This window comes from Pseudomonas sp. LFM046, assembly GCF_000949385.2.
Lineage (GTDB): Bacteria > Pseudomonadota > Gammaproteobacteria > Pseudomonadales > Pseudomonadaceae > Metapseudomonas.
The window spans coordinates 960,790-984,955 of sequence record NZ_JYKO02000001.1; the positions used below are offsets into that span (position 1 = coordinate 960,790).

The 24,166-nt window shown below is 63.2% G+C and carries 27 protein-coding genes; 26 read left to right on the top strand and 1 reads right to left on the bottom strand.

Annotated features, from left to right (window positions below; translation table 11 throughout):
* The first annotated feature begins 45 nt into the window (after positions 1 to 45).
* The 4 genes from yajC to TQ98_RS04585 all read left to right on the top strand — a co-directional run bounded on the left by yajC (position 46) and on the right by TQ98_RS04585 (position 4,003).
* Positions 46 to 387, top strand: coding sequence for a preprotein translocase subunit YajC (gene yajC, locus TQ98_RS04570; protein ID WP_044871963.1), 342 nt, complete (start codon positions 46 to 48; stop codon positions 385 to 387).
* 63 nt (positions 388 to 450) lie between these two features.
* Positions 451 to 2,313 (top strand): protein translocase subunit SecD, encoded by a 1,863-nt coding sequence (gene secD / locus TQ98_RS04575; protein ID WP_044871962.1) that lies wholly within the window; start codon positions 451 to 453, stop codon positions 2,311 to 2,313.
* Between the two features lie 8 nt (positions 2,314 to 2,321).
* Positions 2,322 to 3,236, top strand: coding sequence for a protein translocase subunit SecF (gene secF, locus TQ98_RS04580; protein WP_044871961.1), 915 nt, complete (start codon positions 2,322 to 2,324; stop codon positions 3,234 to 3,236).
* A 179-nt stretch (positions 3,237 to 3,415) separates the two neighbouring features.
* Positions 3,416 to 4,003: a glycine zipper 2TM domain-containing protein gene (locus TQ98_RS04585; RefSeq protein WP_044871960.1), complete on the top strand. Its 588-nt coding sequence runs from the start codon at positions 3,416 to 3,418 to the stop codon at positions 4,001 to 4,003.
* 62 nt (positions 4,004 to 4,065) lie between these two features.
* Here the strand turns inward: TQ98_RS04585 and suhB are convergent, their stop codons facing one another.
* Complete coding sequence (suhB, locus tag TQ98_RS04590; protein WP_044871959.1) at positions 4,066 to 4,881, bottom strand: inositol-phosphate phosphatase; 816 nt, start codon at positions 4,879 to 4,881, stop codon at positions 4,066 to 4,068.
* Between the two features lie 150 nt (positions 4,882 to 5,031).
* On the opposite strand from suhB, the gene trmJ reads away from it, so the two are divergent.
* From trmJ to TQ98_RS04700, 22 genes are all read left to right on the top strand, one after another.
* Positions 5,032 to 5,805 carry a tRNA (cytosine(32)/uridine(32)-2'-O)-methyltransferase TrmJ gene (gene trmJ, locus TQ98_RS04595; protein ID WP_044871958.1) on the top strand — a complete coding sequence of 258 codons (774 nt, stop codon included), beginning with the start codon at positions 5,032 to 5,034 and terminating at the stop codon, positions 5,803 to 5,805.
* A complete protein-coding gene (gene cysE / locus TQ98_RS04600) occupies positions 5,805 to 6,581 on the top strand; it encodes a serine O-acetyltransferase (protein ID WP_044871957.1) in 777 nt (258 codons plus the stop codon). The genes trmJ and cysE overlap by 1 nt, the downstream gene beginning before the upstream one ends.
* 186 nt (positions 6,582 to 6,767) lie before the next feature.
* The gene (iscR, locus tag TQ98_RS04605; protein WP_044872543.1) at positions 6,768 to 7,265 is read left to right on the top strand and encodes a Fe-S cluster assembly transcriptional regulator IscR; all 498 of its coding nucleotides are present in this window, start codon (positions 6,768 to 6,770) and stop codon (positions 7,263 to 7,265) included.
* A 49-nt stretch (positions 7,266 to 7,314) separates the two neighbouring features.
* Positions 7,315 to 8,529, top strand: a complete 1,215-nt coding sequence (locus TQ98_RS04610; RefSeq protein WP_044871956.1) for an IscS subfamily cysteine desulfurase — start codon at positions 7,315 to 7,317, stop codon at positions 8,527 to 8,529.
* A 30-nt stretch (positions 8,530 to 8,559) separates the two neighbouring features.
* Complete coding sequence (iscU, locus tag TQ98_RS04615; RefSeq protein WP_044871955.1) at positions 8,560 to 8,946, top strand: Fe-S cluster assembly scaffold IscU; 387 nt, start codon at positions 8,560 to 8,562, stop codon at positions 8,944 to 8,946.
* 26 nt (positions 8,947 to 8,972) lie between these two features.
* Complete coding sequence (gene iscA / locus TQ98_RS04620) at positions 8,973 to 9,296, top strand: iron-sulfur cluster assembly protein IscA (RefSeq protein WP_044871954.1); 324 nt, start codon at positions 8,973 to 8,975, stop codon at positions 9,294 to 9,296.
* Positions 9,297 to 9,303: 7 nt separating this feature from the next.
* Entirely contained in the window at positions 9,304 to 9,825 is a 522-nt protein-coding gene (gene hscB, locus TQ98_RS04625; protein WP_044871953.1) for a co-chaperone HscB, read from the top strand.
* Positions 9,826 to 9,872: 47 nt separating this feature from the next.
* Positions 9,873 to 11,732, top strand: coding sequence for a Fe-S protein assembly chaperone HscA (gene hscA, locus TQ98_RS04630; protein WP_044871952.1), 1,860 nt, complete (start codon positions 9,873 to 9,875; stop codon positions 11,730 to 11,732).
* Positions 11,733 to 11,739: 7 nt separating this feature from the next.
* Complete coding sequence (gene fdx / locus TQ98_RS04635) at positions 11,740 to 12,078, top strand: ISC system 2Fe-2S type ferredoxin (RefSeq protein WP_044871951.1); 339 nt, start codon at positions 11,740 to 11,742, stop codon at positions 12,076 to 12,078.
* 2 nt (positions 12,079 to 12,080) lie between these two features.
* Positions 12,081 to 12,281 (top strand): Fe-S cluster assembly protein IscX, encoded by a 201-nt coding sequence (gene iscX / locus TQ98_RS04640; RefSeq protein WP_044871950.1) that lies wholly within the window; start codon positions 12,081 to 12,083, stop codon positions 12,279 to 12,281.
* Positions 12,282 to 12,383: 102 nt separating this feature from the next.
* Complete coding sequence (gene ndk / locus TQ98_RS04645) at positions 12,384 to 12,815, top strand: nucleoside-diphosphate kinase (protein ID WP_044871949.1); 432 nt, start codon at positions 12,384 to 12,386, stop codon at positions 12,813 to 12,815.
* Positions 12,816 to 12,839: 24 nt separating this feature from the next.
* Positions 12,840 to 13,988, top strand: a complete 1,149-nt coding sequence (gene rlmN, locus TQ98_RS04650) for a 23S rRNA (adenine(2503)-C(2))-methyltransferase RlmN (protein ID WP_044871948.1) — start codon at positions 12,840 to 12,842, stop codon at positions 13,986 to 13,988.
* A 13-nt stretch (positions 13,989 to 14,001) separates the two neighbouring features.
* Entirely contained in the window at positions 14,002 to 14,757 is a 756-nt protein-coding gene (gene pilW, locus TQ98_RS04655) for a type IV pilus biogenesis/stability protein PilW (protein WP_044871947.1), read from the top strand.
* Positions 14,754 to 15,830: a RodZ family helix-turn-helix domain-containing protein gene (locus TQ98_RS04660; protein ID WP_044871946.1), complete on the top strand. Its 1,077-nt coding sequence runs from the start codon at positions 14,754 to 14,756 to the stop codon at positions 15,828 to 15,830. The genes pilW and TQ98_RS04660 overlap by 4 nt, the downstream gene beginning before the upstream one ends.
* A gap of 3 nt (positions 15,831 to 15,833) precedes the next feature.
* Entirely contained in the window at positions 15,834 to 16,946 is a 1,113-nt protein-coding gene (gene ispG, locus TQ98_RS04665) for a flavodoxin-dependent (E)-4-hydroxy-3-methylbut-2-enyl-diphosphate synthase (protein WP_044871945.1), read from the top strand.
* Positions 16,947 to 16,961: 15 nt separating this feature from the next.
* Positions 16,962 to 18,251: a histidine--tRNA ligase gene (hisS, locus tag TQ98_RS04670; protein ID WP_044871944.1), complete on the top strand. Its 1,290-nt coding sequence runs from the start codon at positions 16,962 to 16,964 to the stop codon at positions 18,249 to 18,251.
* Positions 18,252 to 18,282: 31 nt separating this feature from the next.
* Complete coding sequence (locus TQ98_RS04675) at positions 18,283 to 18,921, top strand: YfgM family protein (RefSeq protein WP_044871943.1); 639 nt, start codon at positions 18,283 to 18,285, stop codon at positions 18,919 to 18,921.
* A complete protein-coding gene (gene bamB, locus TQ98_RS04680; RefSeq protein WP_044871942.1) occupies positions 18,914 to 20,065 on the top strand; it encodes an outer membrane protein assembly factor BamB in 1,152 nt (383 codons plus the stop codon). The genes TQ98_RS04675 and bamB overlap by 8 nt, the downstream gene beginning before the upstream one ends.
* A gap of 78 nt (positions 20,066 to 20,143) precedes the next feature.
* Positions 20,144 to 21,622 (top strand): ribosome biogenesis GTPase Der, encoded by a 1,479-nt coding sequence (gene der / locus TQ98_RS04685; RefSeq protein WP_044871941.1) that lies wholly within the window; start codon positions 20,144 to 20,146, stop codon positions 21,620 to 21,622.
* A 225-nt stretch (positions 21,623 to 21,847) separates the two neighbouring features.
* Positions 21,848 to 22,996 carry a pyridoxal phosphate-dependent aminotransferase gene (locus tag TQ98_RS04690; RefSeq protein WP_044871940.1) on the top strand — a complete coding sequence of 383 codons (1,149 nt, stop codon included), beginning with the start codon at positions 21,848 to 21,850 and terminating at the stop codon, positions 22,994 to 22,996.
* The gene (locus TQ98_RS04695) at positions 22,984 to 23,778 is read left to right on the top strand and encodes an amidohydrolase (protein ID WP_044871939.1); all 795 of its coding nucleotides are present in this window, start codon (positions 22,984 to 22,986) and stop codon (positions 23,776 to 23,778) included. The genes TQ98_RS04690 and TQ98_RS04695 overlap by 13 nt, the downstream gene beginning before the upstream one ends.
* 15 nt (positions 23,779 to 23,793) lie before the next feature.
* Complete coding sequence (locus TQ98_RS04700) at positions 23,794 to 24,159, top strand: helix-turn-helix domain-containing protein (protein ID WP_044871938.1); 366 nt, start codon at positions 23,794 to 23,796, stop codon at positions 24,157 to 24,159.
* Positions 24,160 to 24,166 lie beyond the last annotated feature (7 nt).

Here is a 24,166-nt window from a genome sequence, read left to right on the forward strand (position 1 = left end):
TCGTTCAAGACCTGGACTTTCAAATTCTTGTAACAGGAGTGCTACATGAGCTTTCTGATTCCCGCCGCCTATGCCGACGCCGCTGCACCGGCCGCCGCTGCCGGTCCCGCCGGTACTGGTTTCGAGTGGGTTTTTCTGATCGGCTTCCTGGTCATCTTCTATCTGATGATCTGGCGTCCCCAGGCCAAGCGCGCCAAGGAGCACAAGAACCTGCTCTCCGGCCTGCAGAAGGGTGACGAAGTGGTCACCTCCGGTGGCATCGCCGGCAAGGTCACCAAGGTCACCGATGACTTCGTGGTCATCGAAGTGTCCGACAGCGTCGAGCTGAAGTTCCAGAAAGGCGCTATCGCGGCAACCCTGCCGAAGGGCACCCTGAAAGCCATCTAAACGATCCATGGATCAACACCGACGGGGCGCCATCAGGCGCCCCGCGTCATAACGGGCGGAGTCATGCTCAACAAGTACCCACTGTGGAAATATCTGCTGATCCTGGCGGTGCTGGCGATCGGCCTGGTCTATTCCGCACCCAATCTCTATCCAGACGATCCGGCGATCCAGATCAGCGGCGCCAGCACCGCGCTGAAGATTCAGCAGTCCGATCTGGACAAGGCCACTGAGGCCCTGAAGCAGTCCGGCATTGAACTCAAGTCCGCCAGCATCAGTGAGCGCGGCGGCCTGCTGCGTCTGAACAAGCTGGGTGACCAGTTGCCGGCCAAGGATATTGTCCGCAAGGCTCTGGGCGACGACTACGTGGTGGCCCTGAACCTGGCCCCCACCACTCCGAATTGGCTGCGCAAGCTCGGCGCCTCGCCGATGAAGCTCGGCCTGGACCTCTCCGGTGGCGTGCACTTCCTGCTGGAAGTGGACATGGAGAAGGCCGTCGATGCGCGCCTGAAGATCTATGAGGGCGAAGTCCGCACCCTGCTGCGCAAGGAGCGTGTCCGCTACCGTAGCCTGCCGGCCCAGGAAAATGGCTTCCAGCTCGGTTTCACCGACCAGGAGTCTCTGGATAAGGCACAGTCGCTGATCCGCAAGAGCTTCACCGATTTCAACCTGACCACCACTGCGCGTGGCGATCAGCAGGTCCTGCAACTGGTGCTGACCCAGGCCAAGCTGGCGGAAATCCGCGAGTACTCCATCAAGCAGAACCTGACCACCGTCCGTAACCGCGTCAACGAGCTGGGCGTGGCCGAGCCGCTGGTGCAGCGCCAGGGCGCCAACCGCATCGTGGTGGAACTGCCGGGTGTGCAGGACACCGCCGAAGCCAAGCGTATTCTCGGCAAGACCGCCAACCTGGAATTCCGCCTGGCCGCCGAGGCCACTGCCAGCAAGGCGTCGACCGAGTCCTTCGAGTTCCGCGAGGCGGGCCGTCCGCCGGTGGCGCTGGAGCGTAGCCTGATCATCACCGGTGACCAGGTGACCGATGCCCAGGCCAGCTACGACGAGAACGGTCGCCCGCAGGTGAACATCCGTCTCGACGGCCACGGCGGTGAACTGATGAGCCGCGCTACCCGCAACAACGTCGGTCGTAGCATGGCGGTTATCTTCATCGAGCAGCGCCCGATCACTCGTTACGTGACTCAGGACGTCGATGGCGTCCAGAAGGAAGTGGCGGTACAGAGCTTCAAGGAAGAGAAGAAGATCATCAGCCTCGCGACCATCCAGTCGCCGCTGGGCAGTCAGTTCCGCATCACTGGCCTGAACGGCCAGGGTGAGTCCTCCGAACTGGCCCTGCTGCTGCGCGCTGGTGGCCTGGCTGCACCGATGTACTTCGCCGAAGAACGCACCATCGGCCCGAGCCTGGGTGCCGAGAACATCGTCAAGGGTATCGAGTCCACCGAGTGGGCGATGGTCTTCGTGTCGTTGTTCATCATGGCCATCTACCGCTTCTTCGGCTTCCTGGCCACCATCGCCCTGGCGTTCAACCTGGTGCTGTTGGTGGGCCTGATGTCGGTGATCGGTGCGACCCTGACCCTGCCGGGTATCGCCGGTATCGTGCTGACGCTCGGCATGGCGGTGGACGCCAACGTGCTGATCTACTCGCGTATCCGCGAGGAGCTGAACAACGGCATGTCGGTGCAGCGTGCGATCCACGAAGGCTTCGACCGCGCCTACACCGCGATCGTCGACAGTAACCTCACCACCCTGCTGGTGGGCGGCATCCTGTTCGCCCTCGGTACCGGTCCGATCAAGGGCTTCGCCGTGACCATGTCGCTGGGCATCATCACCTCGATGTTCACCGCCATCATGTTCACTCGCGGCATGGTCAACCTGATCTTCGGTGGCCGCAACTTCAAGAAACTGTGGATTTGAGGCCTGCCATGATCAAGTCAACCATTCGTTTCATGGCGATACGCAACGTTGCGTTCGCCATCACTGTGATCATCAGCCTGATCGGTATCGGCAGCCTGTTCGTCAAGGGCCTGAACTTTGGCCTGGACTTCACCGGCGGCACCTTGATCGAGTTGTCCTACGAGAAGCCCGCGAATCTGGAGCTGATCAAGCAGGAGCTCGGCCAGGTGGGCTACGAAGAGGCTGTGGTGCAGAGCTTCGGCGCGTCCACCGACGTGCTGGTGCGTCTGGCTGGCGAAGACCCGCAGCTGGGCAACAAGGTTGCCGAGTCGCTGCGCAAGGTGGACGCCGAGAGCAAGTTCGAGCTCAAGCGTGTGGAATTCGTCGGCCCGCAGGTCGGTGAAGAGCTGCGCGACCAGGGCGGCCTGGCCATGCTGCTGGCCCTGGGCGGCATCCTGTTGTACCTGGCCTTCCGCTTCCAGTGGAAGTTCGGTGTGGGCGCCGTGGCCTCGCTGGTTCACGACGTGACCGTCACCCTGGGCATCCTGGCGTTCTTCCAGATTCCCTTCGACCTCACCGTGCTGGCCGCGGTCCTGGCGATGATCGGTTACTCGCTGAACGACACCATCATCATCTTCGACCGTATCCGTGAGAACTTCCGTGTGCTGCGTCGGGCCGACCTGATCGAGAACATCGACGTGTCCTGCACCCAGACCCTGCTGCGGACCATTGCTACCTCGGTCTCCACGGCTCTGGCTCTGTTCGCGCTGCTGCTGTTCGGTGGCGACAGCCTGCATGGCTTCGCCCTGTCGCTGCTGGTGGGTGTGGTGGTCGGTACTTACTCCTCCATTTACATCAGTGCCCCGGTGCTGATCTGGCTGAAGCTGACCTCCGAGGATCTGATTCCGCCGGCAAACACTGCCGAAGCGGACAATCGTCCCTGAGGCGATTCGGCTCTGCACACAAGGCCTGGCTTTTGCCGGGCCTTGTCGTTTCCGGTGGGTGGGACTGACGTCCCATTTGTCGGAATATTCGTACGGAACTGGGAACTTGGTGTTTTTACGTCTATCCAAGGCTGGGAGTAGGGCCTCAATGCCCGCCAAGGAAGAGTCAGGAGGTTCATGTGAACAAGTCGATGCTCGTCGGTGCTGTTTTGGGTGCGGTTGGTGTGACTGCCGGCGGCGCCGTGGCCACCTACAACCTTGTAGGGAATAGCGGTCCGGAATACGCCGAAGTGCTCGCTGTCCAGCCGATCAGTGAAACCATCAAGACCCCGCGTGAGGTCTGCAATGACGTGGCGGTGACCCGTCAGCGTCCGGTCAAGGATCAGCATCAGATCGCCGGTACTGTCATCGGTGCGGTGGCAGGTGGTCTGCTGGGCAACCAGATCGGTGGTGGTAGCGGCAAGAAGATCGCGACCGTCGCCGGTGCGGTGGGTGGTGGCTACGCCGGTAACAAGGTGCAGGAGCACATGCAGGAGAGCGACACCTACACCACCACCGAAACCCGTTGCAAGACCGTCACCGACACCAGTCAGAAGGTGGTGGGTTATGACGTGAGGTATCAGGTGGATGGCAAGGTTGGCCAGGTTCGCATGGACCACGACCCGGGTCGTCAGATTCCGGTTACCAAGGACGGTCAACTGATCCTGACCCAGCAGGGTGGTGGTGTGCAGCCGCAAGGTAGTGGTGTTGCGGGCGTGCAGCAGTAAGCTGTCCCCCAGAACGAAAAAACCCGGCCAATGGCCGGGTTTTTTGTGGGTGTGTAAAGCGATCAGCGCTTCAGCGACGGCGGCAGGTGCGGCTGGATGGCGGTCAGCACAGCCTTGAAGCACTTGGTGTTGCCGGCTACCACGTGGCCCTTCTCGAGGAAGTCGTGACCGCCGGTGAAGTCGCTCACCAGGCCGCCGGCTTCCTGCACCAGCAGGGCGCCCGCTGCCATGTCCCACTCGGACAGGCCGAATTCCCAGAACGCGTCGAAACGGCCGGCAGCCACATAGGCGAGGTCCAGGCTGGCGGAGCCGGCGCGGCGGATGCCGGCGGTCTGGCCCACCAGGCTGCGGAACATGCCCAGGTAGCTGTCGAGGTTGTCCAACTGGTTTTCGCGGAAGGGGAAGCCGGTACCCAGCAGGGCGCCTTCCAGGCTCTTGCGCGGGCTGACGCGCAGGCGACGCCCGTTGAGGGCGGCGCCACGGCCGCGGCTGGCGGTGAATTCTTCCTGGCGGACCGGGTCGAGGACCACGGCGTGCTCCAGGCGGCCCTTGTACTTGCAGGCGATGCTCACGGCGAAGTGCGGAACACCGCGGATGAAGTTGGTGGTGCCGTCCAGCGGATCGATGATCCACAGGTAGTCAGCGCCTTCGCCCTTGCCTTCCAGCAGACCGCCTTCCTCGCCGAGAATGCCGTGATTCGGGTAGGCCTTGCGCAGGGCCTGCACGATGGACAGTTCGGCAGCGCGATCGACCTCGGTGACGTAGTCCTTTGCGTCCTTCTCGTTGACGGAGATAACGTCCAGGCGTTCGATCGAGCGGAAAATCAGTTCACCGGCGCTGCGAGCGGCGCGCAGGGCGATATTCAGCATGGGCTGCATGGGGGATTCACCTGGGTCGTTAAAGAAGAAAGCCGCACATGGTATCAGAAAAAGGTTTTGGTCGTCAGGGGAGGCTGCGTGATTCGTGGCGTCGGAAGGGACCCTCCGGTAATATCCGCTCCCTTGACGTTCCGCTGAGAGACTAGAGCGTTGCTGGAAAACATTCGCGTGGTGCTGGTCAATACCAGCCATCCGGGCAATATCGGTGGTGCCGCCCGCGCCATGAAGAACATGGGTCTATCGAAGCTGGTGCTGGTTGATCCGGAAGATTTTCCCAGTCCGGAGGCCCGTGCCCGTGCCTCGGGTGCCGATGACATCCTGGATCGCGCCCAGGTGGTCCCCACTCTGGAAGATGCCCTTGTGGGCTGCAGCCTCGTAATCGGTACCAGTGCTCGCGATCGCCGGATTCCCTGGCCGCTGCTGGACCCGCGCGAGTGTGGCAAGACCTCCGTGGAGCAGGTGCGTGCCGGTGGCGAGGTGGCCTTGGTCTTCGGCCGCGAATATGCCGGCCTGACCAACGAAGAGTTGCAGCGCTGCCAGTATCACGTGCACATCCCGTCCAACCCGGAGTTTTCCTCTCTGAACCTCGCGGCCGCCGTGCAGGTGCTGGTCTACGAAGTCCGGATGGCGTGGCTGGAGCAGGAGGGGTTGCCGAGCAAGGTGGAGAAGGTGGAAACCACCGCCATGCTCAATTCCCAGCCCGTCACGGTGGATGAGCTGGAGCGCTTCTACGAACACCTGGAGGGTACTCTGGTGGAAATCGGCTTCCTTGATCCGGAGAAGCCGCGGCACCTGATGTCCCGTCTGCGTCGCCTCTATGGTCGTAGCGGCATCAGCAAGCTCGAGATGAACATCCTGCGCGGCATCCTGACTGAGACCCAGAAGGCCGCGCGGGGCGAAATACAGAAACGGGGAGACAAGTGATGTTCGAGCGCATTCGAGAAGACATTCAAAGCGTATTTCGTCGTGATCCGGCGGCGCGCAATGCCTTCGAGGTGCTCACTTGTTATCCGGGTCTCCATGCTGTCTGGCTGCACCGCGTGGCCCATGCTCTTTGGCTTGCCGGCTGGAAGTGGCTGGCGCGCCTGGTGTCCAACTTCAGTCGCTGGATGACGGGTATCGAGATCCATCCGGGGGCGAAGATCGGTCGGCGATTCTTCATCGACCACGGCATGGGCATCGTGATTGGCGAAACCGCCGAGATCGGTGATGACGTCACCCTCTACCAGGGTGTGACCCTGGGCGGCACCAGCTGGAACAAGGGCAAGCGCCATCCGACCCTGGAAGACGGGGTGGTGGTGGGGGCGGGTGCCAAGGTGCTCGGACCCTTCACGGTCGGGGCTGGCGCCAAGATCGGCTCCAATGCCGTGGTGACCAAGGCGGTGCCGGCAGGTGCTACTGCGGTGGGTATTCCCGGTCGGATCATCGTCAAGTCTGATCCGGAGCAGGAGGCCAAACGCCAGGCTATTGCCGAGCGGTTTGGTTTCGATGCCTATGGTCTTGGTCAGGACATGCCGGACCCGGTGGCTCGTGCCATCGGCCAACTACTGGATCATGTGCAGGCCGTGGACGAGCGGCTGGACGGCATGTGCACGGCGCTTACCGCCCTGGGTAGTGACTACTGTGCCAAGGCCCTGCCGGAGCTGCGCGATGAGGACTTCGCCGGCGTGAAGGACGACGAGCGCAAGCCGGTCGCCTGACACCCGCACATAGACCTTGGTCCAGTGGGTCGGGAGCGGATTATTAGGATGCTAACGGGGTGTGCCTCTGCTATCATGCACGCCCCTGCAAGATGTAATCCCGACTGTTTTAATCGGACTTATAGTTGACTTAAATAGTCGGGAATCGCATACTCGCTGCATCCCAGCGACCCCGTGGTATTCACCATGCGACTGACCACCAAAGGCCGATACGCCGTCACCGCCATGCTCGACCTGGCGCTGCATGCACAGCAGGGTCCGGTGTCTCTGGCAGATATTTCCGAACGGCAGGGCATCTCCCTGTCGTACCTTGAACAGCTTTTCGCCAAGCTCCGCCGCGGCAACCTGGTCAGCAGTGTGCGCGGCCCCGGTGGCGGCTACCAGCTTTCCCGAGACATGCACGGCATCCATGTCGCCCAAGTGATCGATGCAGTCAACGAGTCGGTGGATGCCACCCGTTGCCAAGGTCTGGGCGATTGCCACTCTGGCGATACCTGCCTGACCCATCACCTCTGGTGTGATCTGAGCCTGCAGATCCACGAGTTCCTTAGCGGCATCAGCCTGGCCGATCTGGTCAATCGCCGTGAGGTTCAGGAGGTCGCTCAGCGGCAGGATCAACGCCGCTGTGGAAGCAATGGCAGGATGCCCCATCTCGATAAGATTGAAGCGTCCGCCATCGAATGAGCAGGGCGCCGGCCCGTGATTGGCCCTGATACCTGATAGGAGAGCCCAGATGAAATTGCCGATTTACCTCGACTACTCCGCCACTACGCCGGTGGACCCGCGCGTCGCTCAGAAAATGAGCGAGTGCCTGCTGGTGGACGGCAACTTCGGCAACCCGGCCTCGCGTTCCCACGTGTTCGGGTGGAAAGCTGAAGAGGCGGTGGAGAACGCTCGTCGTCAGGTGGCAGAACTGGTCAACGCCGACCCGCGCGAGATCGTCTGGACTTCCGGTGCGACCGAGTCCGACAACCTCGCCATCAAGGGCGTGGCGCACTTCTACAGTGGCAAAGGCAAGCACATCATCACCTCGAAGATCGAGCACAAGGCGGTGCTGGATACCACTCGCCAGCTGGAGCGCGAAGGCTTCGAAGTGACCTATCTCGAGCCTGGCGAAGATGGCTTGATCACCCCGGCCATGGTCGAGGCTGCCCTGCGTGACGACACCATCCTGGTCTCGGTCATGCACGTGAACAACGAAATCGGCACCATCAACGACATCGCCGCTATCGGCGAGTTGACTCGTGCTCGCGGCATCCTCTTCCACGTCGACGCCGCCCAGTCCACTGGCAAGGTAGATATCGACCTGGAGAAGCTGAAGGTCGACCTGATGTCCTTCTCCGCTCACAAGACCTACGGCCCGAAAGGCATTGGCGCCCTCTACGTACGCCGCAAGCCGCGCGTGCGTCTTGAGGCCATGATGCACGGCGGCGGCCACGAGCGCGGCATGCGTTCCGGCACCCTGGCTACCCACCAGATCGTCGGCATGGGCGAAGCCTTCCACATCGCCAAGCAGGAGATGGCCTCCGAGCGCGTGCGCATCAAGGCCCTGGCCGATCGCTTCTGGGCTCAGATCGACGGCATGGAAGAGCTTTACCTGAACGGCAGCGCTACTTCCCGTGTGCCGCACAACCTGAACGTCAGCTTCAACTACGTCGAGGGCGAGTCGCTGATCATGGCGCTCAAGGACCTCGCGGTCTCGTCGGGTTCCGCGTGCACCTCTGCGTCGCTGGAACCGTCCTACGTGCTGCGCGCCCTGGGTCGCAACGACGAGCTGGCACACAGCTCCATTCGCTTCACCTTCGGCCGCTTCACCACCGAGGAAGAGGTGGACTACGCCGCCAGCAAGATCCGTGAAGCGGTGAACAAGCTCCGTGAACTGTCTCCGTTGTGGGATATGTATAAAGAGGGCGTCGACCTCTCTACGGTCGAATGGCAGGCGCACTGACGCCCCCCTGATGAGTGAGGATTAAGCACCATGTCGTACAGCGAAAAGGTCATCGACCACTACGAAAACCCGCGGAACGTCGGCAAGCTCGATGCTCAGGACCCCAATGTGGGCACTGGCATGGTTGGCGCACCGGCCTGCGGTGATGTGATGCGCCTGCAGATCAAGGTCAACGAGCAGGGCGTAATCGAAGACGCCAAGTTCAAGACCTACGGCTGCGGCTCCGCCATCGCCTCCAGCTCCCTGGCCACCGAGTGGATGAAGGGCAAGACCCTGGATGAAGCGGCTGCCATCAAGAACACCACCATCGCCGAAGAGCTGGCCCTGCCCCCGGTGAAGATCCACTGCTCGGTACTGGCCGAGGACGCCATCAAGGCGGCCGTCCACGACTACAAGCAGAAGAAGGGTCTGCTCTAAGCGCTCGGAACGAGTAAGGAGTTGCAATGGCCATCAGCATGACCGAATCCGCTGCCCGTCACGTGCAGCGTTCCCTGGAGGGGCGCGGCAAGGGTGAAGGTATCCGTCTGGGGGTGCGTACGACTGGCTGCTCCGGTCTCGCCTACGTGCTGGAATTCGTCGACGAGCTGACTGCGGACGATATGGTGTTCGAAAGTCACGGCGTCAAGGTGATCATTGATCCCAAGAGCCTGACCTATCTCGACGGCACTGAGTTGGACTTCGTTCGCGAAGGGCTCAACGAGGGCTTCAAGTTCAATAACCCGAACGTGCGCGGCGAATGCGGCTGCGGCGAGAGCTTCAACGTCTGAGGCGTGTGTGGGAACTCCCTGTCATTTCGCACTGTTCGACCTGAAGCCGGGTTATCAGCTGGATCTTGAGCAGCTCGCGGCCCGTTACCGCGAGCTGGCACGTACCGTCCACCCCGATCGTTTCGCCGATGCTTCCGAGCGCGAGCAGCGCCTGGCGCTGGAGCGCGCGGCGCAGCTCAATGATGCGTACCAGACGCTGAAGAGCGCTCCGCGGCGGGCCTTGTACCTGTTGGCCATCAAGGGGCGGGAGCTACCGCTGGAGGTCACGGTGCAGGATCCGCAATTCCTGCTGCAGCAGATGCAGTGGCGCGAAGAGCTGGAAGAGTTGCACGACAGCGCCGATCTGGCGGGTGTCGACGCCTTCAAGCATCGGCTGAAGGTGGCCCAGGCTGAGCTGGATGTTGAGTTCGCCGAGTGCTGGGACGACCCCGAACGCCGTGAAGAGGCCGAGCGCCTGGTGCGCCGCATGCAGTTCATCGACAAGCTGAACCACGAAGTGCGCCAACTGGAAGAGCGCCTCGACGATTAACCCGCGATGCCGTCTTGGTTGCCGGTACGCCTGACAAATAGATAAGCATGGCCTTACTGCAGATCGCCGAACCCGGGCTGAGCCCCAAGCCGCACCAGCGCCGCCTGGCGGTGGGCATCGACCTGGGCACCACCAATTCGCTGGTCGCCGCCGTGCGCAGCGGTGTCGCTGAGCCACTGCCTGATGCCGATGGCCAGGTCATCCTGCCGTCCGCCGTTCGCTACCATGCTGATCGTGTGGAAGTGGGCCGCAGTGCCAAGCAGGCTGCTGCCATCGATCCGCTGAATACCATCATTTCCGTCAAGCGCTTCATGGGCCGTGGCCTGGAAGACGTCAAGCAACTGGGAGAACAGCTGCCGTACCGTTTCGTCGGTGGCGAGTCCCACATGCCGTTCATCGAGACCGTCCAGGGCGCCAAGAGCCCTGTGGAAGTCTCCGCCGACATCCTCAAATCCCTGCGTCAGCGCGCTGAAGACACCCTGGGTGGCGAGCTGGTCGGTGCAGTGATTACGGTGCCGGCCTATTTCGATGAAGCCCAGCGTCAGGCCACCAAGGACGCGGCGCGTCTCGCCGGTCTGAACGTGCTGCGCCTGCTCAACGAACCCACAGCTGCCGCAGTTGCCTATGGCCTGGACAAGCAGGCCGAAGGCGTTGTCGCTATCTATGACCTGGGCGGCGGTACCTTCGATATTTCGATCCTGCGCCTGACCCGTGGTGTCTTTGAGGTGATGGCTACTGGCGGCGACAGCGCCCTGGGTGGCGACGACTTCGACCACGCCATCGCTGGCTGGATGGTCGAGCAGGCCGGTCTTTCCGCTGACCTCGATCCGGGCGCCCAGCGCAGCCTTCTGCGCGCTGCCTGCGATGCCAAGGAAGCCCTGACCGATACCGACAGCGTCGAGCTGGCCTACGGCGACTGGCGCGGCGTGCTGACCCGCCAGCTGTTCGATTCCCTGATCGAACCCATGGTTTCTCGCAGCCTCAAGGCCTGCCGCCGCGCCGTGCGTGACGCCGGCATCGAGCTGGAGGAAGTCGAGGCCGTGGTCATGGTCGGCGGCTCCACCCGCGTCCCGCGCGTGCGTGAGGCAGTGGCCCAGATGTTCGGCCGCCAGCCGCTTACCGATATCGATCCGGATCAGGTTGTCGCCATCGGTGCTGCCGTCCAGGCCGATACCCTGGCCGGTAACAAGCGGGGCGAAGAGCTCCTGCTGCTGGATGTGATTCCCCTGTCGCTCGGCCTGGAAACCATGGGCGGGCTGATGGAAAAGGTGATTCCGCGCAACACTACCATCCCGGTGGCTCGCGCCCAGGACTTCACCACCTACAAGGATGGCCAGACCGCCATGATGATCCACGTGCTCCAGGGCGAGCGCGAGCTGATCAAGGACTGCCGTTCCCTGGCGCGCTTCGAATTGCGCGGCATCCCGCCCATGGTGGCGGGTGCGGCGAAGATTCGCGTGACCTTCCAGGTGGACGCCGACGGCCTGTTGGGCGTGACCGCCCGCGAGCTGGCTTCGGGTGTTGAGGCGAGCATCCAGGTGAAGCCGTCCTATGGCCTGACCGACGGCGAGATCTCGCGCATGCTGCAGGACTCCTTCCAATATGCCGGCGACGACAAGAATGCCCGCGCCCTGCGTGAGCAGCAGGTGGAGGCGCAGCGGTTGCTTGAAGCCGTACAAGCAGCGCTGGATGCCGATGGTGAGCGCTTGTTGGATGAAGCCGAGCGCACGGCGATTCTGGATAGCATGCAGACTCTGCACGAACTGGCTGCCGGCAGTGATGTCGCCGCCATCGAGGCGCAGATCAAGCGCCTGTCCCAAGTGACCGATGCCTTTGCCGCGCGTCGAATGGATGCCGCGGTGAAAGCGGCCCTGTCCGGCCGCCGACTGAACGAAATCGAGGATTGACACAGAAATGCCGCAGATCATTTTCCTGCCCCATGCCGAGCATTGCCCCGAGGGCGCTGTGATCGAGGCGCAGCCGGGCGAAAGCATCCTGAAGGCCGCGCTGCGCAACGGCATCGAGATCGAACACGCGTGCGAGATGTCCTGCGCCTGCACCACCTGCCATGTCGTGGTCCGCGAAGGCTTCAACTCCATGGAATCGTCCGACGAACTCGAAGACGACATGCTCGACAAGGCTTGGGGTCTGGAGCCCAATTCCCGCCTGTCCTGCCAGGCGATCGTCGCGGATGAGGACCTGGTGGTGGAAATCCCGAAATACACCATCAATCAGGTTTCCGAGGGGCACTGAGCATGAGCCTGAAATGGACCGACGTACTGGAGATCGCCATCCAGCTCGCTGAGACCAAGCCGGATGTCGATCCGCGCTACGTCAATTTCGTCGACCTGCACAATTGGATCCTGGCGTTGCCCGAGTTCGCCGATGACCCCCAACGTGGCGGCGAGAAGGTGCTGGAAGCCATCCAGGCCGCCTGGATCGAAGAAGCCGACTGACCGGCTTCCACCCCTGGGCTCCGGCCCTACGCATTTCCCCCTAACCCGCGTATAATTCGCGGGTTTAATTTTTCGCTTTAATCCTTGTTTCTGGAGTTTTCCATGGCTGTCGAACGTACTCTCTCCATCATCAAGCCGGACGCCGTTGCCAAGAACGTGGTTGGTGAGATCATCACCCGCTTCGAAAAGGCTGGCCTGCGCGTTGTTGCCGCCAAGATGGTTCAACTGTCCGAGCGCGAAGCCGGTGGTTTCTACGCCGAGCACAAAGAGCGCGGTTTCTTCAAGGATCTGGTTGCCTTCATGACCTCCGGTCCGGTCGTTGTTCAGGTTCTGGAAGGCGAGAACGCCATCGCCAAGAACCGTGAGCTGATGGGCGCCACCGATCCGAAGAAGGCCGACGCCGGCACCATCCGCGCCGACTATGCCGTCTCCATCGACGAGAACGCCGTACACGGCTCTGACTCCGAGGCTTCCGCTGCTCGCGAGATCGCCTACTTCTTCGCCGCCACCGAGGTGTGCGCTCGCATTCGCTAATCGCGGATGGGAGAGGGTGAAGCCATGACTGAATCGACCGGTAAAATGAACCTGCTGGGTCTGACCCAGCCGCAAATGGAAAGCTTCTTCGAGTCCATTGGAGAGAAACGCTTCCGTGCCGGCCAGGTGATGAAATGGATTCACCACTTCGGCGTCGATGATTTCGATGCGATGAGCAATCTCGGCAAGGCCTTGCGCGAAAAGCTCAAGGCCTGCGCCGAGATTCGCGGCCCGGAAGTGGTCAGCCAGGACATTTCCAGCGATGGCACCCGCAAGTGGGTGGTCCGGGTAGCTTCCGGCAGCTGCGTCGAAACCGTGTACATCCCCCAAGGCGGCCGCGGCACCCTCTGCGTCTCGTCCCAGGCCGGATGCGCCCTGGATTGCAGTTTCTGCTCCACGGGCAAGCAAGGTTTCAACAGCGACCTCACCTCTGCCGAAGTGATCGGGCAGGTGTGGATCGCCAACAAGTCCTTCGGGACCATTCCCGCGAAGATCGACCGTGCCATCACCAACGTGGTGATGATGGGCATGGGCGAACCGCTGCTGAATTTCGACAACGTGGTCTCCGCCATGAGCATCATGATGGACGACCTCGGCTACGGCATCTCCAAGCGCAAGGTGACCCTGTCCACCTCCGGTGTGGCGCCGATGATCGACAAGCTGGGCGAGGTGATCGACGTCTCCCTCGCGCTGTCGCTCCATGCGCCGAACGACCCGTTGCGCAACCAGTTGGTGCCGATCAACAAGAAGTACCCGCTGGCCGTGGTGCTCGACGCCTGTCGCCGCTACATCTCCCGCCTCGGCGAGAAGCGCGTGTTGACCGTCGAGTACACCCTGCTCAAGGACGTCAATGACCAGCCCGAACACGCTGAAGAGATGATCGAGCTGCTCAAGGACTTCCCCTGCAAGATCAACCTGATTCCGTTCAATCCCTTCCCGCACTCCGGCTACGAGCGGCCGAGCAACAACGCAATCCGCCGCTTCCAGGACCTGTTGCACAAGGCCGGGCACAATGTCACCGTCCGCACCACTCGCGGTGATGACATCGATGCTGCCTGCGGCCAACTGGTGGGCCAGGTCATGGACCGCACCCGCCGCAGCGAGCGCTACATTGCCGTGCGCCAGCTGAACGCCGAGGCGGAAGCGTCCCGCGACGCGGCAAACCGGAACTAGAGAAGGACACCCCATGACCCTGCGCGCTGCGCTGCTCCTCGTTTCCACCGCATTGCTCGCGGCCTGCGTGTCGACCGGTCACGTCGACCCGATGAAGACTGACAAGGGACGCGACGCAGCGCGTGACGCATACATCGAACTGGGCATCGGCTACCTGAAACAGGGTGCCACCGAGCGTGCCAAGGTGCCGCTGAAGAAAGCCCTGGAGCTCGACCCCTCCAATGCCGATGCCAATGCCGCCCTGGCCCTGGTGTTCCAGACCGAGATGGAGCCGGACCTGGCCGACCAGCATTATCGCAAGGCCCTCTCCTCCGGTGATGATGCGCGCATCCTCAACAACTACGGCACGTTCCTGTACGAGCAGGGGCGCTACAAGGATGCCTACGCGCGCTTCCAGCAGGCCGCCGAGGACAACCTCTATCCCGAACGTTCGCGGGTGTTCGAGAACCTGGGTCTGACTGCCCTGAAGATGAACGACCAGGCCCTGGCCAAGCAGCATTTCGACAAGGCGCTGCGCCTGAATCGCCAGCAGCCGTTGGCGCTGCTCGAAATGGCCCAGCTCTCCTTCGACGAGAAACAGTACGTGCCGGCCCGCGACTACTACGAGCGCTTTACCAAGATCGCGCCGCAGAATGCCCGCAGCCTGCTGCTCGGCGCGCGCCTGGCGACCGTTTTCGATGACCGCGACCAGGCCGCCAGCCTCGGTCTGCAACTCAAGCGACTTTATCCCGGCACGCCGGAATATCAGCAATACCAGTCGGAGCAATGATGAAAGCGTCGCATCCCGAAGCTGTAGCGGCGACCCGCGCCAACCCCGGCGAGACCCTGCGTCAGGCTCGTGAAAGCAAGAGCTTGAGCCTGGGCGAGGTTGCCCGTCACCTCAACCTCACCGAGCAGGCCCTGCGCCAGCTCGAGGCCGGCGATTTCGACCAGCTGCCGGGGCACACCTTTGCCCGCGGTTACGTGCGCGCCTACGCCAAGCTGCTGGACATGGACCAGGCTGCCCTGGTCGCCGAGTTCGATCATTTCACCGGCACCGACGCCAAGGGCAGTAACGTTCACAGCCTGGGCCGTATTGAAGAGCCGGTGCGTCTGTCCCAGAGCGTGCTGCGCATCGTCAGCTTCCTCATCCTGGTCGCCCTCGGCGCCGTTGGCTTCTTCTGGTGGCAGGAGCATTCCAGCCGGAACGGCGAGGAAGCCTCCAGTGTCAACATGGAACACGTGGAAGTGGAAAGTGCCGATGGCACCACCCAGATCCACCCGCTCGATGAGCCCGAAGATCAGGCCGTAGCCGAGGCCCAGGAAGGCCAGGACGCGGCTCCTGCCCAGGTTTCGCCGGAAATGGCGGCCGAGCCTGAGCAGCAGCCCACCGAGGTTACCTCCCCGGCTGCTGAATCCGCACCTGCGGCGCCGGCTGCGCCCGCCCAGGCGCCAGTCGTGGCTGCCGCACCCACCGTACCTGCAAGCCAGCAGGCTGCACCGGCACCGGCACCAGCAGCTCCAGCAGCGAGTCCCGTCGTTCCGGCCGCTCCGGCTACCGCCGCCGCAACGCCGGCACCGGCTGCCGCCGAAGCGCCTGCTCCGGTAGTCGCCCAGCAGGGCCAGGGCGTGGTGCGCATCCAGTTCACCGCAAATTGCTGGACCCAGGTCACCGACGCTGAAGGTAAGGTCCTCGTCAGCGCGCTCAAACGTACCGGCGACAGCATCGAGCTGGCCGGCAAGGCACCGCTGGAAGTTCGCCTGGGCTTCGCCCGTGGCGCCCAGCTCAGCTACAACGGCCAGGCGGTCGACGTGGCACCTTACGTCCGCGGCGAAACCGCACGCCTGAAGTTGGGGCAATAAGCCATGCATTGCGAATCCCCGATCAAACGCCGCCCTTCGCGGAAAATCTGGGTTGGCTCGGTACCGGTGGGCGGTGATGCGCCCATCGCCGTGCAGAGCATGACCAACACCGATACCTGCGACGTCGCCGCCACCGTTGGCCAGATCCAGCGCCTGGTGGACGCCGGCGTCGACATCGTCCGCATCTCCGTGCCCGACATGGACGCCGCCGAAGCCTTCGGTCGCATCAAGCAGCAGGTCCAGGTGCCGCTGGTGGCGGATATCCATTTCGACTACAAGATCGCCCTGCGCGTCGCCGAGCTGGGCGTCGATTGCCTGCGCATCAACCCGGGCAACATCGGCCGCGAAGACCGTGTGAAGGCTGTGGTCGACGCCGCACGCGACAAGGGCATCCCGATCCGGATCGGCGTCAACGCCGGCTCCCTGGAGAAGGACCTGCAGAAAAAATACGGCGAGCCGACCCCGCAGGCGCTTGTGGAATCCGCCTTGCGCCACGTCGAGCACCTCGACAAGCTGGACTTCCAGGACTTCAAGGTCAGCGTCAAGGCGTCCGACGTCTTCATGGCCGTCGAGGCCTACCGCTTGCTGGCCAAGCAGATCGAGCAGCCCCTGCACCTGGGCATCACCGAAGCTGGCGGCCTGCGTTCCGGCACCGTGAAGTCCGCGGTAGGCCTGGGCATGCTGCTGGCTGAGGGCATCGGCGACACCATCCGCATCTCACTGGCGGCGGACCCGGTGGAAGAGGTCAAGGTCGGTTTCGACATCCTCAAGTCCCTGCACCTGCGTTCCCGTGGCATCAACTTCATCGCCTGCCCGAGCTGCTCGCGGCAGAACTTCGATGTGGTCAAGACCATGAACGAACTGGAAGGGCGCCTCGAAGACCTGCTGGTGCCGATGGATGTGGCTGTGATCGGCTGCGTGGTCAACGGCCCGGGCGAAGCCAAGGAAGCCCATATCGGGCTCACCGGCGGCACCCCGAACAACCTGGTCTACATCGACGGCAAGCCGGCGCAGAAGCTGAACAACGACAACCTGGTGGACGAGCTGGAACGGCTCATCCGCGAAAAGGCGGCCGCAAAGGCCGAAGCTGACGCGGCGCTGATCGCCCGCAGCTGAAATTAAGGAACCTTCGTGAGCAAGACCCTGCAAGCCATTCGTGGCATGAACGACATCCTGCCGGAGCAGACGCCCATCTGGCGCTACCTGGAAAACACCCTGGCAGAGCTGCTGGATGGCTACGGCTACAGCGAGATTCGCATGCCGATTCTCGAGTTCACCGAGCTGTTCGCCCGTGGCATCGGCGAGGGCACCGATGTGGTCGACAAGGAGATGTACACCTTCCTCGACCGCAATGAAGAGTCCCTGACCCTGCGCCCCGAAGGCACAGCCGGCTGTGTGCGCGCCATGCTCGAGCACGGTCTCATCGGTGGTGGCCAGGTCCAGAAACTCTGGTACGCCGGCCCCATGTTCCGCTACGAGAAACCGCAGAAGGGTCGCTATCGCCAGTTCCACCAGATGGGCGTGGAAGTCTTCAATCTGCCCGGACCGGACATTGACGCCGAGCTGATCGTGCTCACCTGGCGCCTGTGGAAAAAGCTCGGCCTGGCCGACTCCGTGACCCTGCAACTGAACAGCCTGGGCTCCAGCGAGGCCCGTGCCCGCTACCGCGACGCCCTGGTGGCCTACCTGCAGGAGCGCTATGACCTGCTGGACGAAGACAGCCAGCGTCGCCTGACCACCAACCCGCTGCGCATCCTTGACAGCAAGAACGGTGGCACCCAAGCCCTGCTGGTGGATGCCCCGACCCTTCACGACTACCTGGACGAGGAATCCCTCGCCCACTTCGAAGGGCTCAAGGCGCGCCTGGATGCCGTGGGCATCCGTTACGAGATCAACCAGAAGCTGGTGCGTGGCCTGGACTACTACGGTCGCACCGTCATCGAGTGGGTGACCGACAAGCTCGGCGCCCAGGGCACTGTTTGCGCCGGCGGCCGTTACGACGGCCTGGTCAGCCAGTTCGGCGGCAAGCCGACCCCGGGTGTGGGCTTCGCCATGGGCGTGGAACGCCTGGTGCTGCTGCTGGAAACCCTTGGCTTGGTGCCGGAAGAGCTGAACAACCCGGCCGACGTCTACATCTGCGCCTTCGGCGAAGCCGCCGAACTGGCCGCGCTAGGCCTGTCCGAGCGGTTGCGCGATGCCCTGCCAGGCCTGCGCCTGTTGGTCAATGCCGGTGGTGGCAGCTTCAAGAGTCAATTCAAGAAGGCTGACAAGAGCGGCGCCCGTTATGCCCTGATCCTGGGGGACGACGAGCTGACCAAGCGCGTGGTAGGTTTCAAGCCGCTGCGGGACGACAGCGAACAACAAAGCATTGCCTGGGATGCTCTTGCCGAGCATCTCGCAGCCTGCCTGAAACAGGCTTGAGCATTCAAAGATCAGGAGTACGGGGTTAAGCATGCAGACCGAAGAAGAACAGATTGCGCAACTGAAGGACTGGTGGCAGCGCAACGGCAAGCCAATGCTCACTGGCGGCGCATTGGCGCTGGCCGTGGTCTTCGGTTGGCAGGCCTGGCAGAAGTACCAGAACAATCAAGCCCAGGGCGCATCCATCGTTTACCAGCAACTGCTGGAAACGGCTCTCAATCCCAGTGGCACGCCGGATGCCGCCAAGGTGGCGGAGCTCGCCGGCAAGCTGAAGAGTGATTTCGGCGGCACCCATTACGCGCAATACGGCAGCCTGTTCGTGGCCAAGGTCGCAGTGGAGTCCGGCAAGCTGGATGATGCCGCGGCTGAGCTCAAGGCCGTGCTGGACAAGCCGGCCGACGCCACCCTGGGCGAGCTGGCCCGCCAGCGCCTGGCCCGTGTCCTGGCTGCCCAGGGCAAGGCCGAGGATGCGCTCAAGCTGCTGGAAGGCGACGCGGACAAGGCCTTCGTCGCCAGCCGCGAAGAACTCAAGGGCGACCTGCTGGTTCAGCTGGGCCGCACCGACGACGCACATGCTGCCTACCTGAAGGCGAAGGCCGCACTGCCCGAAGATGCTGCCGTAGGCGGCCTGCAGATGAAGCTCGACGACCTGGCAAAAGGGGATGCGTGACGTGATGCGCTGGAAGAATGCCGCAGTGCTCGCCCTGGCCATTCTGGCCGTGGGCTGCAGCAGCAACAGCAAGAAGGAACTGCCGCCGGCCGAACTGCCCGATTTCACTGAAGAGGTGAAGCTGGACAAGGGCTGGAGCCGCTCGGTTGGCGATGGCCAGGGCGAGAGCTACAACCTGCTGGTGCCCGCCGTCGATGGCGACACCATCTATGCCTCCGACGTCAACGGCGAGGTCATGGCGATCAATCGCTTCAATGGCGACGTGATCTGGGAAAAGGATCTCGAACTGCCGGTTTCCGGCGCCGTCGGCGTTGGCTACGGCCTCGTCATGCTCGGCACCCTCAAGGGCGAAGTGATCGCCCTGGACGCCAGCAACGGCGAAGAGAAGTGGCGCGCCCGCGTCAACGGCGAAGTCCTGGCCCCGCCGGCCAACAACGGTGATGTCGTTGTGGTGCAGACCCAGAACGACACCCTGTTCGGCTTCGACGCGGCCACCGGCAACCAGCGCTGGATCTTCGAGAACACCCCGGCGGTGCTGACCCTGCGTGGTACTGGCGCGCCGATCGTGACCAACAACCTGGCCGTGGCCGGTCTTTCCACCGGCAAGGTGCTCGCCCTGGATATCCAGCGCGGCATTCCGGTCTGGGAACAGCGCGTCGCCATTCCCCAGGGCCGCTCCGAACTGGATCGTGTCGTGGATATCGACGGCGGCCTGCTGCTGTCCGGCGGCACCCTCTACATGGTCACCTACCAGGGCCGTGTTGCCGCCCTCGACCTGGAAAGCGGTCGCGTGCTCTGGCAGCGCGAGGCGTCCAGCTACGCTGGCGTCGCCCAGGGCTTTGGCAACGTCTACGTGAGCCTGGCCAATGGCACCGTGGAAGGCGTGGACGAGCGCTCCGCGTCCGCTCTCTGGAGCAACGACGCCCTGGCTCGCCGTCAGTTGTCCGCTCCGGAGGTCTACTCCAGCTACGTGGTCGTGGGTGACTTCGAAGGCTACCTGCACCTGATGAGCCAGGTGGATGGCCACTTCGTCGGTCGCGTGAAGATCGACGGCGACGGCCTGCGTGCCCGCCCGTTGGTTGTCGGTGACTGGATGTATGCCTTTGGCAACGGCGGCAAGCTGGTTGGCCTGACCATCCGCTAAGCTGAAGCTTGATATTCGGCCGCTGCCGTGTACCGGCAGCGGCCTTTGTGTTTTCTGAAATAACGAGTGGAGAGCCTCATGGTTCCCGTAATTGCCCTGGTGGGGCGGCCCAACGTCGGCAAGTCCACCCTGTTCAACCGCCTGACCAAGACCCGCAATGCGATCGTCGCGGAGTACGCAGGTCTGACCCGTGACCGCCAGTACGGCGAGGCGAAGTGGCAGGGTCGCACCTACATCGTCATCGACACCGGCGGTATCTCCGGCGACGAAGAAGGCATCGACGCCAAGATGGCCGAGCAGTCCCTGCAGGCCATCGAGGAAGCCGATGCGGTGCTCTTCATGGTCGACTCCCGCGCCGGCATGACCGCCGCCGACCAGATGATTGCCGAGCACCTGCGCAAGCGGAACAAGCGCAGCTTCCTGGTCGCCAACAAGGTCGATACCGTCGACCCCGACATCGCTCGCGCCGAGTTCAGCCCCCTGGGCCTGGGCGACGCCCTGCCGATCGCCGCTGCCCACGGCCGTGGCATCAGCCACATGCTGCAAGCCGCCTTGGGCGAGTTCCCCCGTGACGAGGGCGCCGAGGACGAGGAAGCCGCCGAGGGGGAAGTGGTCGCTGAAGGCGAAGAGGCCAAGCGCATCCCCGGCCCGAGCGAGAAAGATGGCATCAAGATCGCCATCATCGGCCGCCCGAACGTGGGCAAGTCCACCCTGGTCAACCGCATGCTCGGTGAAGAGCGGGTGATCGTGTACGACCAGGCTGGCACCACCCGTGACAGCATCTACATCCCCTTCGAGCGTAACGAAGAGAAGTACACGCTGATTGACACCGCCGGTGTGCGCCGTCGCGGCAAGATCTTCGAAGCGGTGGAAAAGTTCTCGGTGGTGAAAACCCTGCAGGCCATCCAGGACGCCAACGTGGTGATCTTCGTGATGGACGCCCGCGAGGGCGTGGTGGAACACGACCTCAATCTGCTGGGCTTCGTGCTGGAAACCGGCCGCGCGCTGGTGATCGCCCTGAACAAGTGGGACGGCATGGAGCCGAGTGAACGCGACTACGTGAAGACTGAGCTGGAGCGCCGGCTGTTCTTCGTCGACTTCGCCGACATCCACTTCATTTCCGCGCTTCATGGCACCGGCGTCGGCCACCTGTACAAGTCGGTGCAGGACTCCTTCCGCTCGGCCATTACCCGCTGGCCGACCAGCCGCCTGACCCAGATCCTCGAGGACGCGGTACAGGAGCACCAGCCGCCGCTGGTCAACGGTCGCCGCATCAAGCTGCGCTACGCCCACCTGGGTGGCGCCAACCCGCCGCTGATCGTGATCCACGGCAATCAGGTGGAGTCGGTACCCAAGTCGTACTCGCGCTACCTGGAAAACACCTACCGGCGCGTGCTCAAGCTGGTCGGCACGCCGATCCGCATCGAGTACAAGGGCGGCGAAAACCCCTACGAGGGCAAGAAAAACACCCTCACCGAGCGTCAGGTGAACAAGAAGCGTCGCCTCATGTCGCACCACAAGAAGGCCGAGAAGAAGCGCCGCGACAAGAAACGCTGATCCCGTCCGGACCGGAAGAGGGCGCCTGTGGGCGCCCTTTTTCATTCCCAGGGCCTCACTTTGGGCGGAATCCATTCTTTCGTAGGAGCGAGCTCTGCTCGCGATTGGCGCGGGCACAACGTTTCGCGAGCAGAGCTCGCTCCTACAGGGGTATTCCTGTGGTCGCGAAACCCCCTCAAGGCTTAAGCTATGGCCCTCTTCCCAGTCGTCTACAGCCGGATTGCAATGATCACCAGCAAGCTGCCCAACGTCGGCACCACCATCTTCACTCGCATGTCCCAGCTCGCCGCGGAAACCGGCGCCATCAACCTGTCCCAGGGCTTTCCCGATTTCTCCGCGCCCGCCGCGCTCTGCGAAGCGGTAGGCCGGCACATTGCCGCCGGGCACAACCAGTACGCCCCCATGACCGGCCTGCCGGCACTGCGCGAGCAAGTGGCGGCCAAGGTGGCGGCCTTCTACGGTCGCCAGGTCAGTGCCGACACTGACGTGACCATCACCCCCGGCGCCACCGAGGCGATCTTCTGTGCCATCCAGGCGGTGGTGCGCGCCGGCGACGAGGTGATCGTCCTCGACCCCAGTTACGACAGCTATGAGCCGTCGGTGGAGCTGGCCGGCGGGCGCTGCGTGCATGTTCCGCTGGCACTGCCGGGCTTCTCCATCGACTGGCAGCGCATGCAGGACGCCCTGAGCCCGCGCACCCGCATGATCATCATCAACAGCCCCCACAACCCGAGTGGCGCGTTGATTTCCCGCGCCGAACTGGACCAGTTGGCGGCGCTGATCCGTGACCGCGATATCTATCTGGTCTCGGACGAGGTCTACGAGCACCTGGTATTCGATGGCGTCGGCCACGTCAGCGTACTGGCCCACGACGAGCTCTACGCCCGTTCTTTCGTGGTCAGTTCCTTTGGCAAGACCTACCACGTGACCGGCTGGAAAACCGGCTATGTGGTCGCCCCGCCGGCGCTCTCCGCCGAGCTGCGCAAGGTCCACCAGTACGTGAACTTCTGCGGCGTCACCCCGTTGCAGTGGGCCCTGGCCGACTTCATGGGCGCTCACCCGGAGCACCTGGCCGAACTGCCTGGCTTCTACCAGGCCAAGCGTGACCTGTTCTGCGACCTGCTGTCCGGCTCCCGTTTCCGCTTCACCCGCGCCGCCGGCACCTATTTCCAACTGGTGGATTACAGCGCCATCCGCGATGACCTCGACGACGTGGCCATGTCCGAATGGCTGACCCGCGAGCATGGGGTCGCCGCGATTCCTGTCTCGGTGTTCTACCAGCAGGCGCCCAAGGACCTGCGTCTGGTGCGCTTCTGTTTCGCCAAACGTGAGGAGACGCTGCGCCAGGCAGCGGAGAAGCTATGCGCGATCTGACGACGCTGCCTGACCTCAAGCTGGCCCTGGTGCAGACCACCCTGGCCTGGCACGACTGCACCGCGAACCACGCCCATTTCGAGGCACTGCTGGAGCAGGCAAAAGGTGCTGACCTGGTCATCCTGCCGGAGATGTTCACCACGGGATTCTCGATGGATTCGGCGGTGCTCGCCGAGCCTGAACAAGGGCCGACCCACGCCTGGCTGCGTGAGCAAGCCCGACGCCTGGACGCGGTGATCACCGGCAGCGTCATCATCCAGGCCGCGGATGGCAGCCATCGTAATCGACTGCTCTGGGCGCGCCCGGACGGCGAGGTGCTGCACTACGACAAGCGGCACCTGTTCCGCATGGCCGGTGAGCACAAGCATTACACACCGGGCGAGACCCAGGCGCTGTTCGAACTCAAGGGCTGGCGGGTGCGTCCGTTGATCTGCTACGACCTGCGTTTCCCGGTGTGGAGCCGCGACCCGCACGACACCGACCTGCTGCTCTATACCGCCAACTGGCCGGCTGCACGTCGTCATCACTGGAACCGCCTGCTCCCGGCACGTGCCATCGAGAACCTCTGCTACGTGGCGGCCGTGAATCGCGTGGGCACTGACGGTAAGGGCCACGCCTACAGCGGCGACAGTCAGGTGCTGGATTTCCAGGGCGAAAGCCTGCTGGACGCCGGCGAAGCTGACGGCGTCTTCCAGGTGAGCCTGGCCGCTAGCGATCTGGCCGCCTACCGCGAGCGCTTCCCGGCGATGCGCGATGCCGACGACTTCGACCTGCACCTCTGATGCCGAGAGGGTCCCATGAGTGAACACAAGCCGCTGCCCGCCCAAGGAAACCTGCTCGTGGCAGGCGAGAAGGTCTACAACACGCCGGTGGAAGTCACGCTTGCGGTGATTGGTGGCAAGTGGAAGTCGGTGCTGCTCTATCACCTGATGCCGGAATCTCGGCGTTTCTCCGAGCTGAAGCGGCTGGTGCCCGGCATCACCGAAAAGATGCTGACCCAGCAACTACGGGAACTGGAGCGCGATGGCATCGTATCGCGCACCGTCTACGCCGAAGTGCCGCCGCGTGTGGAGTATCGCCTGACCGAGCACGGGACCAGCCTCAAGCCGGTGCTGGACTCCATGTGCGCCTGGGGCAAGTGCCACTGGCAGCAGCAGGGATAGTCGGACT

Coding starts and splice junctions, on each gene's coding strand:
- ndk (WP_044871949.1), top strand. CDS start 12,384: ATGGCTGTCGAACGTACTCTCTCCATCATCAAGCCGGACGCCGTTGCC.
- fdx (WP_044871951.1), top strand. CDS start 11,740: ATGCCGCAGATCATTTTCCTGCCCCATGCCGAGCATTGCCCCGAGGGC.
- TQ98_RS04675 (WP_044871943.1), top strand. CDS start 18,283: ATGCAGACCGAAGAAGAACAGATTGCGCAACTGAAGGACTGGTGGCAG.
- bamB (WP_044871942.1), top strand. CDS start 18,914: ATGCGTGACGTGATGCGCTGGAAGAATGCCGCAGTGCTCGCCCTGGCC.
- suhB (WP_044871959.1), bottom strand. CDS start 4,881: ATGCAGCCCATGCTGAATATCGCCCTGCGCGCCGCTCGCAGCGCCGGT.
- TQ98_RS04660 (WP_044871946.1), top strand. CDS start 14,754: ATGATGAAAGCGTCGCATCCCGAAGCTGTAGCGGCGACCCGCGCCAAC.
- pilW (WP_044871947.1), top strand. CDS start 14,002: ATGACCCTGCGCGCTGCGCTGCTCCTCGTTTCCACCGCATTGCTCGCG.
- secF (WP_044871961.1), top strand. CDS start 2,322: ATGATCAAGTCAACCATTCGTTTCATGGCGATACGCAACGTTGCGTTC.
- iscX (WP_044871950.1), top strand. CDS start 12,081: ATGAGCCTGAAATGGACCGACGTACTGGAGATCGCCATCCAGCTCGCT.
- yajC (WP_044871963.1), top strand. CDS start 46: ATGAGCTTTCTGATTCCCGCCGCCTATGCCGACGCCGCTGCACCGGCC.
- der (WP_044871941.1), top strand. CDS start 20,144: ATGGTTCCCGTAATTGCCCTGGTGGGGCGGCCCAACGTCGGCAAGTCC.
- rlmN (WP_044871948.1), top strand. CDS start 12,840: ATGACTGAATCGACCGGTAAAATGAACCTGCTGGGTCTGACCCAGCCG.
- secD (WP_044871962.1), top strand. CDS start 451: ATGCTCAACAAGTACCCACTGTGGAAATATCTGCTGATCCTGGCGGTG.
- hscA (WP_044871952.1), top strand. CDS start 9,873: ATGGCCTTACTGCAGATCGCCGAACCCGGGCTGAGCCCCAAGCCGCAC.
- iscU (WP_044871955.1), top strand. CDS start 8,560: ATGTCGTACAGCGAAAAGGTCATCGACCACTACGAAAACCCGCGGAAC.
- cysE (WP_044871957.1), top strand. CDS start 5,805: ATGTTCGAGCGCATTCGAGAAGACATTCAAAGCGTATTTCGTCGTGAT.
- TQ98_RS04610 (WP_044871956.1), top strand. CDS start 7,315: ATGAAATTGCCGATTTACCTCGACTACTCCGCCACTACGCCGGTGGAC.
- TQ98_RS04700 (WP_044871938.1), top strand. CDS start 23,794: ATGAGTGAACACAAGCCGCTGCCCGCCCAAGGAAACCTGCTCGTGGCA.
- ispG (WP_044871945.1), top strand. CDS start 15,834: ATGCATTGCGAATCCCCGATCAAACGCCGCCCTTCGCGGAAAATCTGG.
- iscA (WP_044871954.1), top strand. CDS start 8,973: ATGGCCATCAGCATGACCGAATCCGCTGCCCGTCACGTGCAGCGTTCC.
- TQ98_RS04690 (WP_044871940.1), top strand. CDS start 21,848: ATGATCACCAGCAAGCTGCCCAACGTCGGCACCACCATCTTCACTCGC.
- TQ98_RS04695 (WP_044871939.1), top strand. CDS start 22,984: ATGCGCGATCTGACGACGCTGCCTGACCTCAAGCTGGCCCTGGTGCAG.
- iscR (WP_044872543.1), top strand. CDS start 6,768: ATGCGACTGACCACCAAAGGCCGATACGCCGTCACCGCCATGCTCGAC.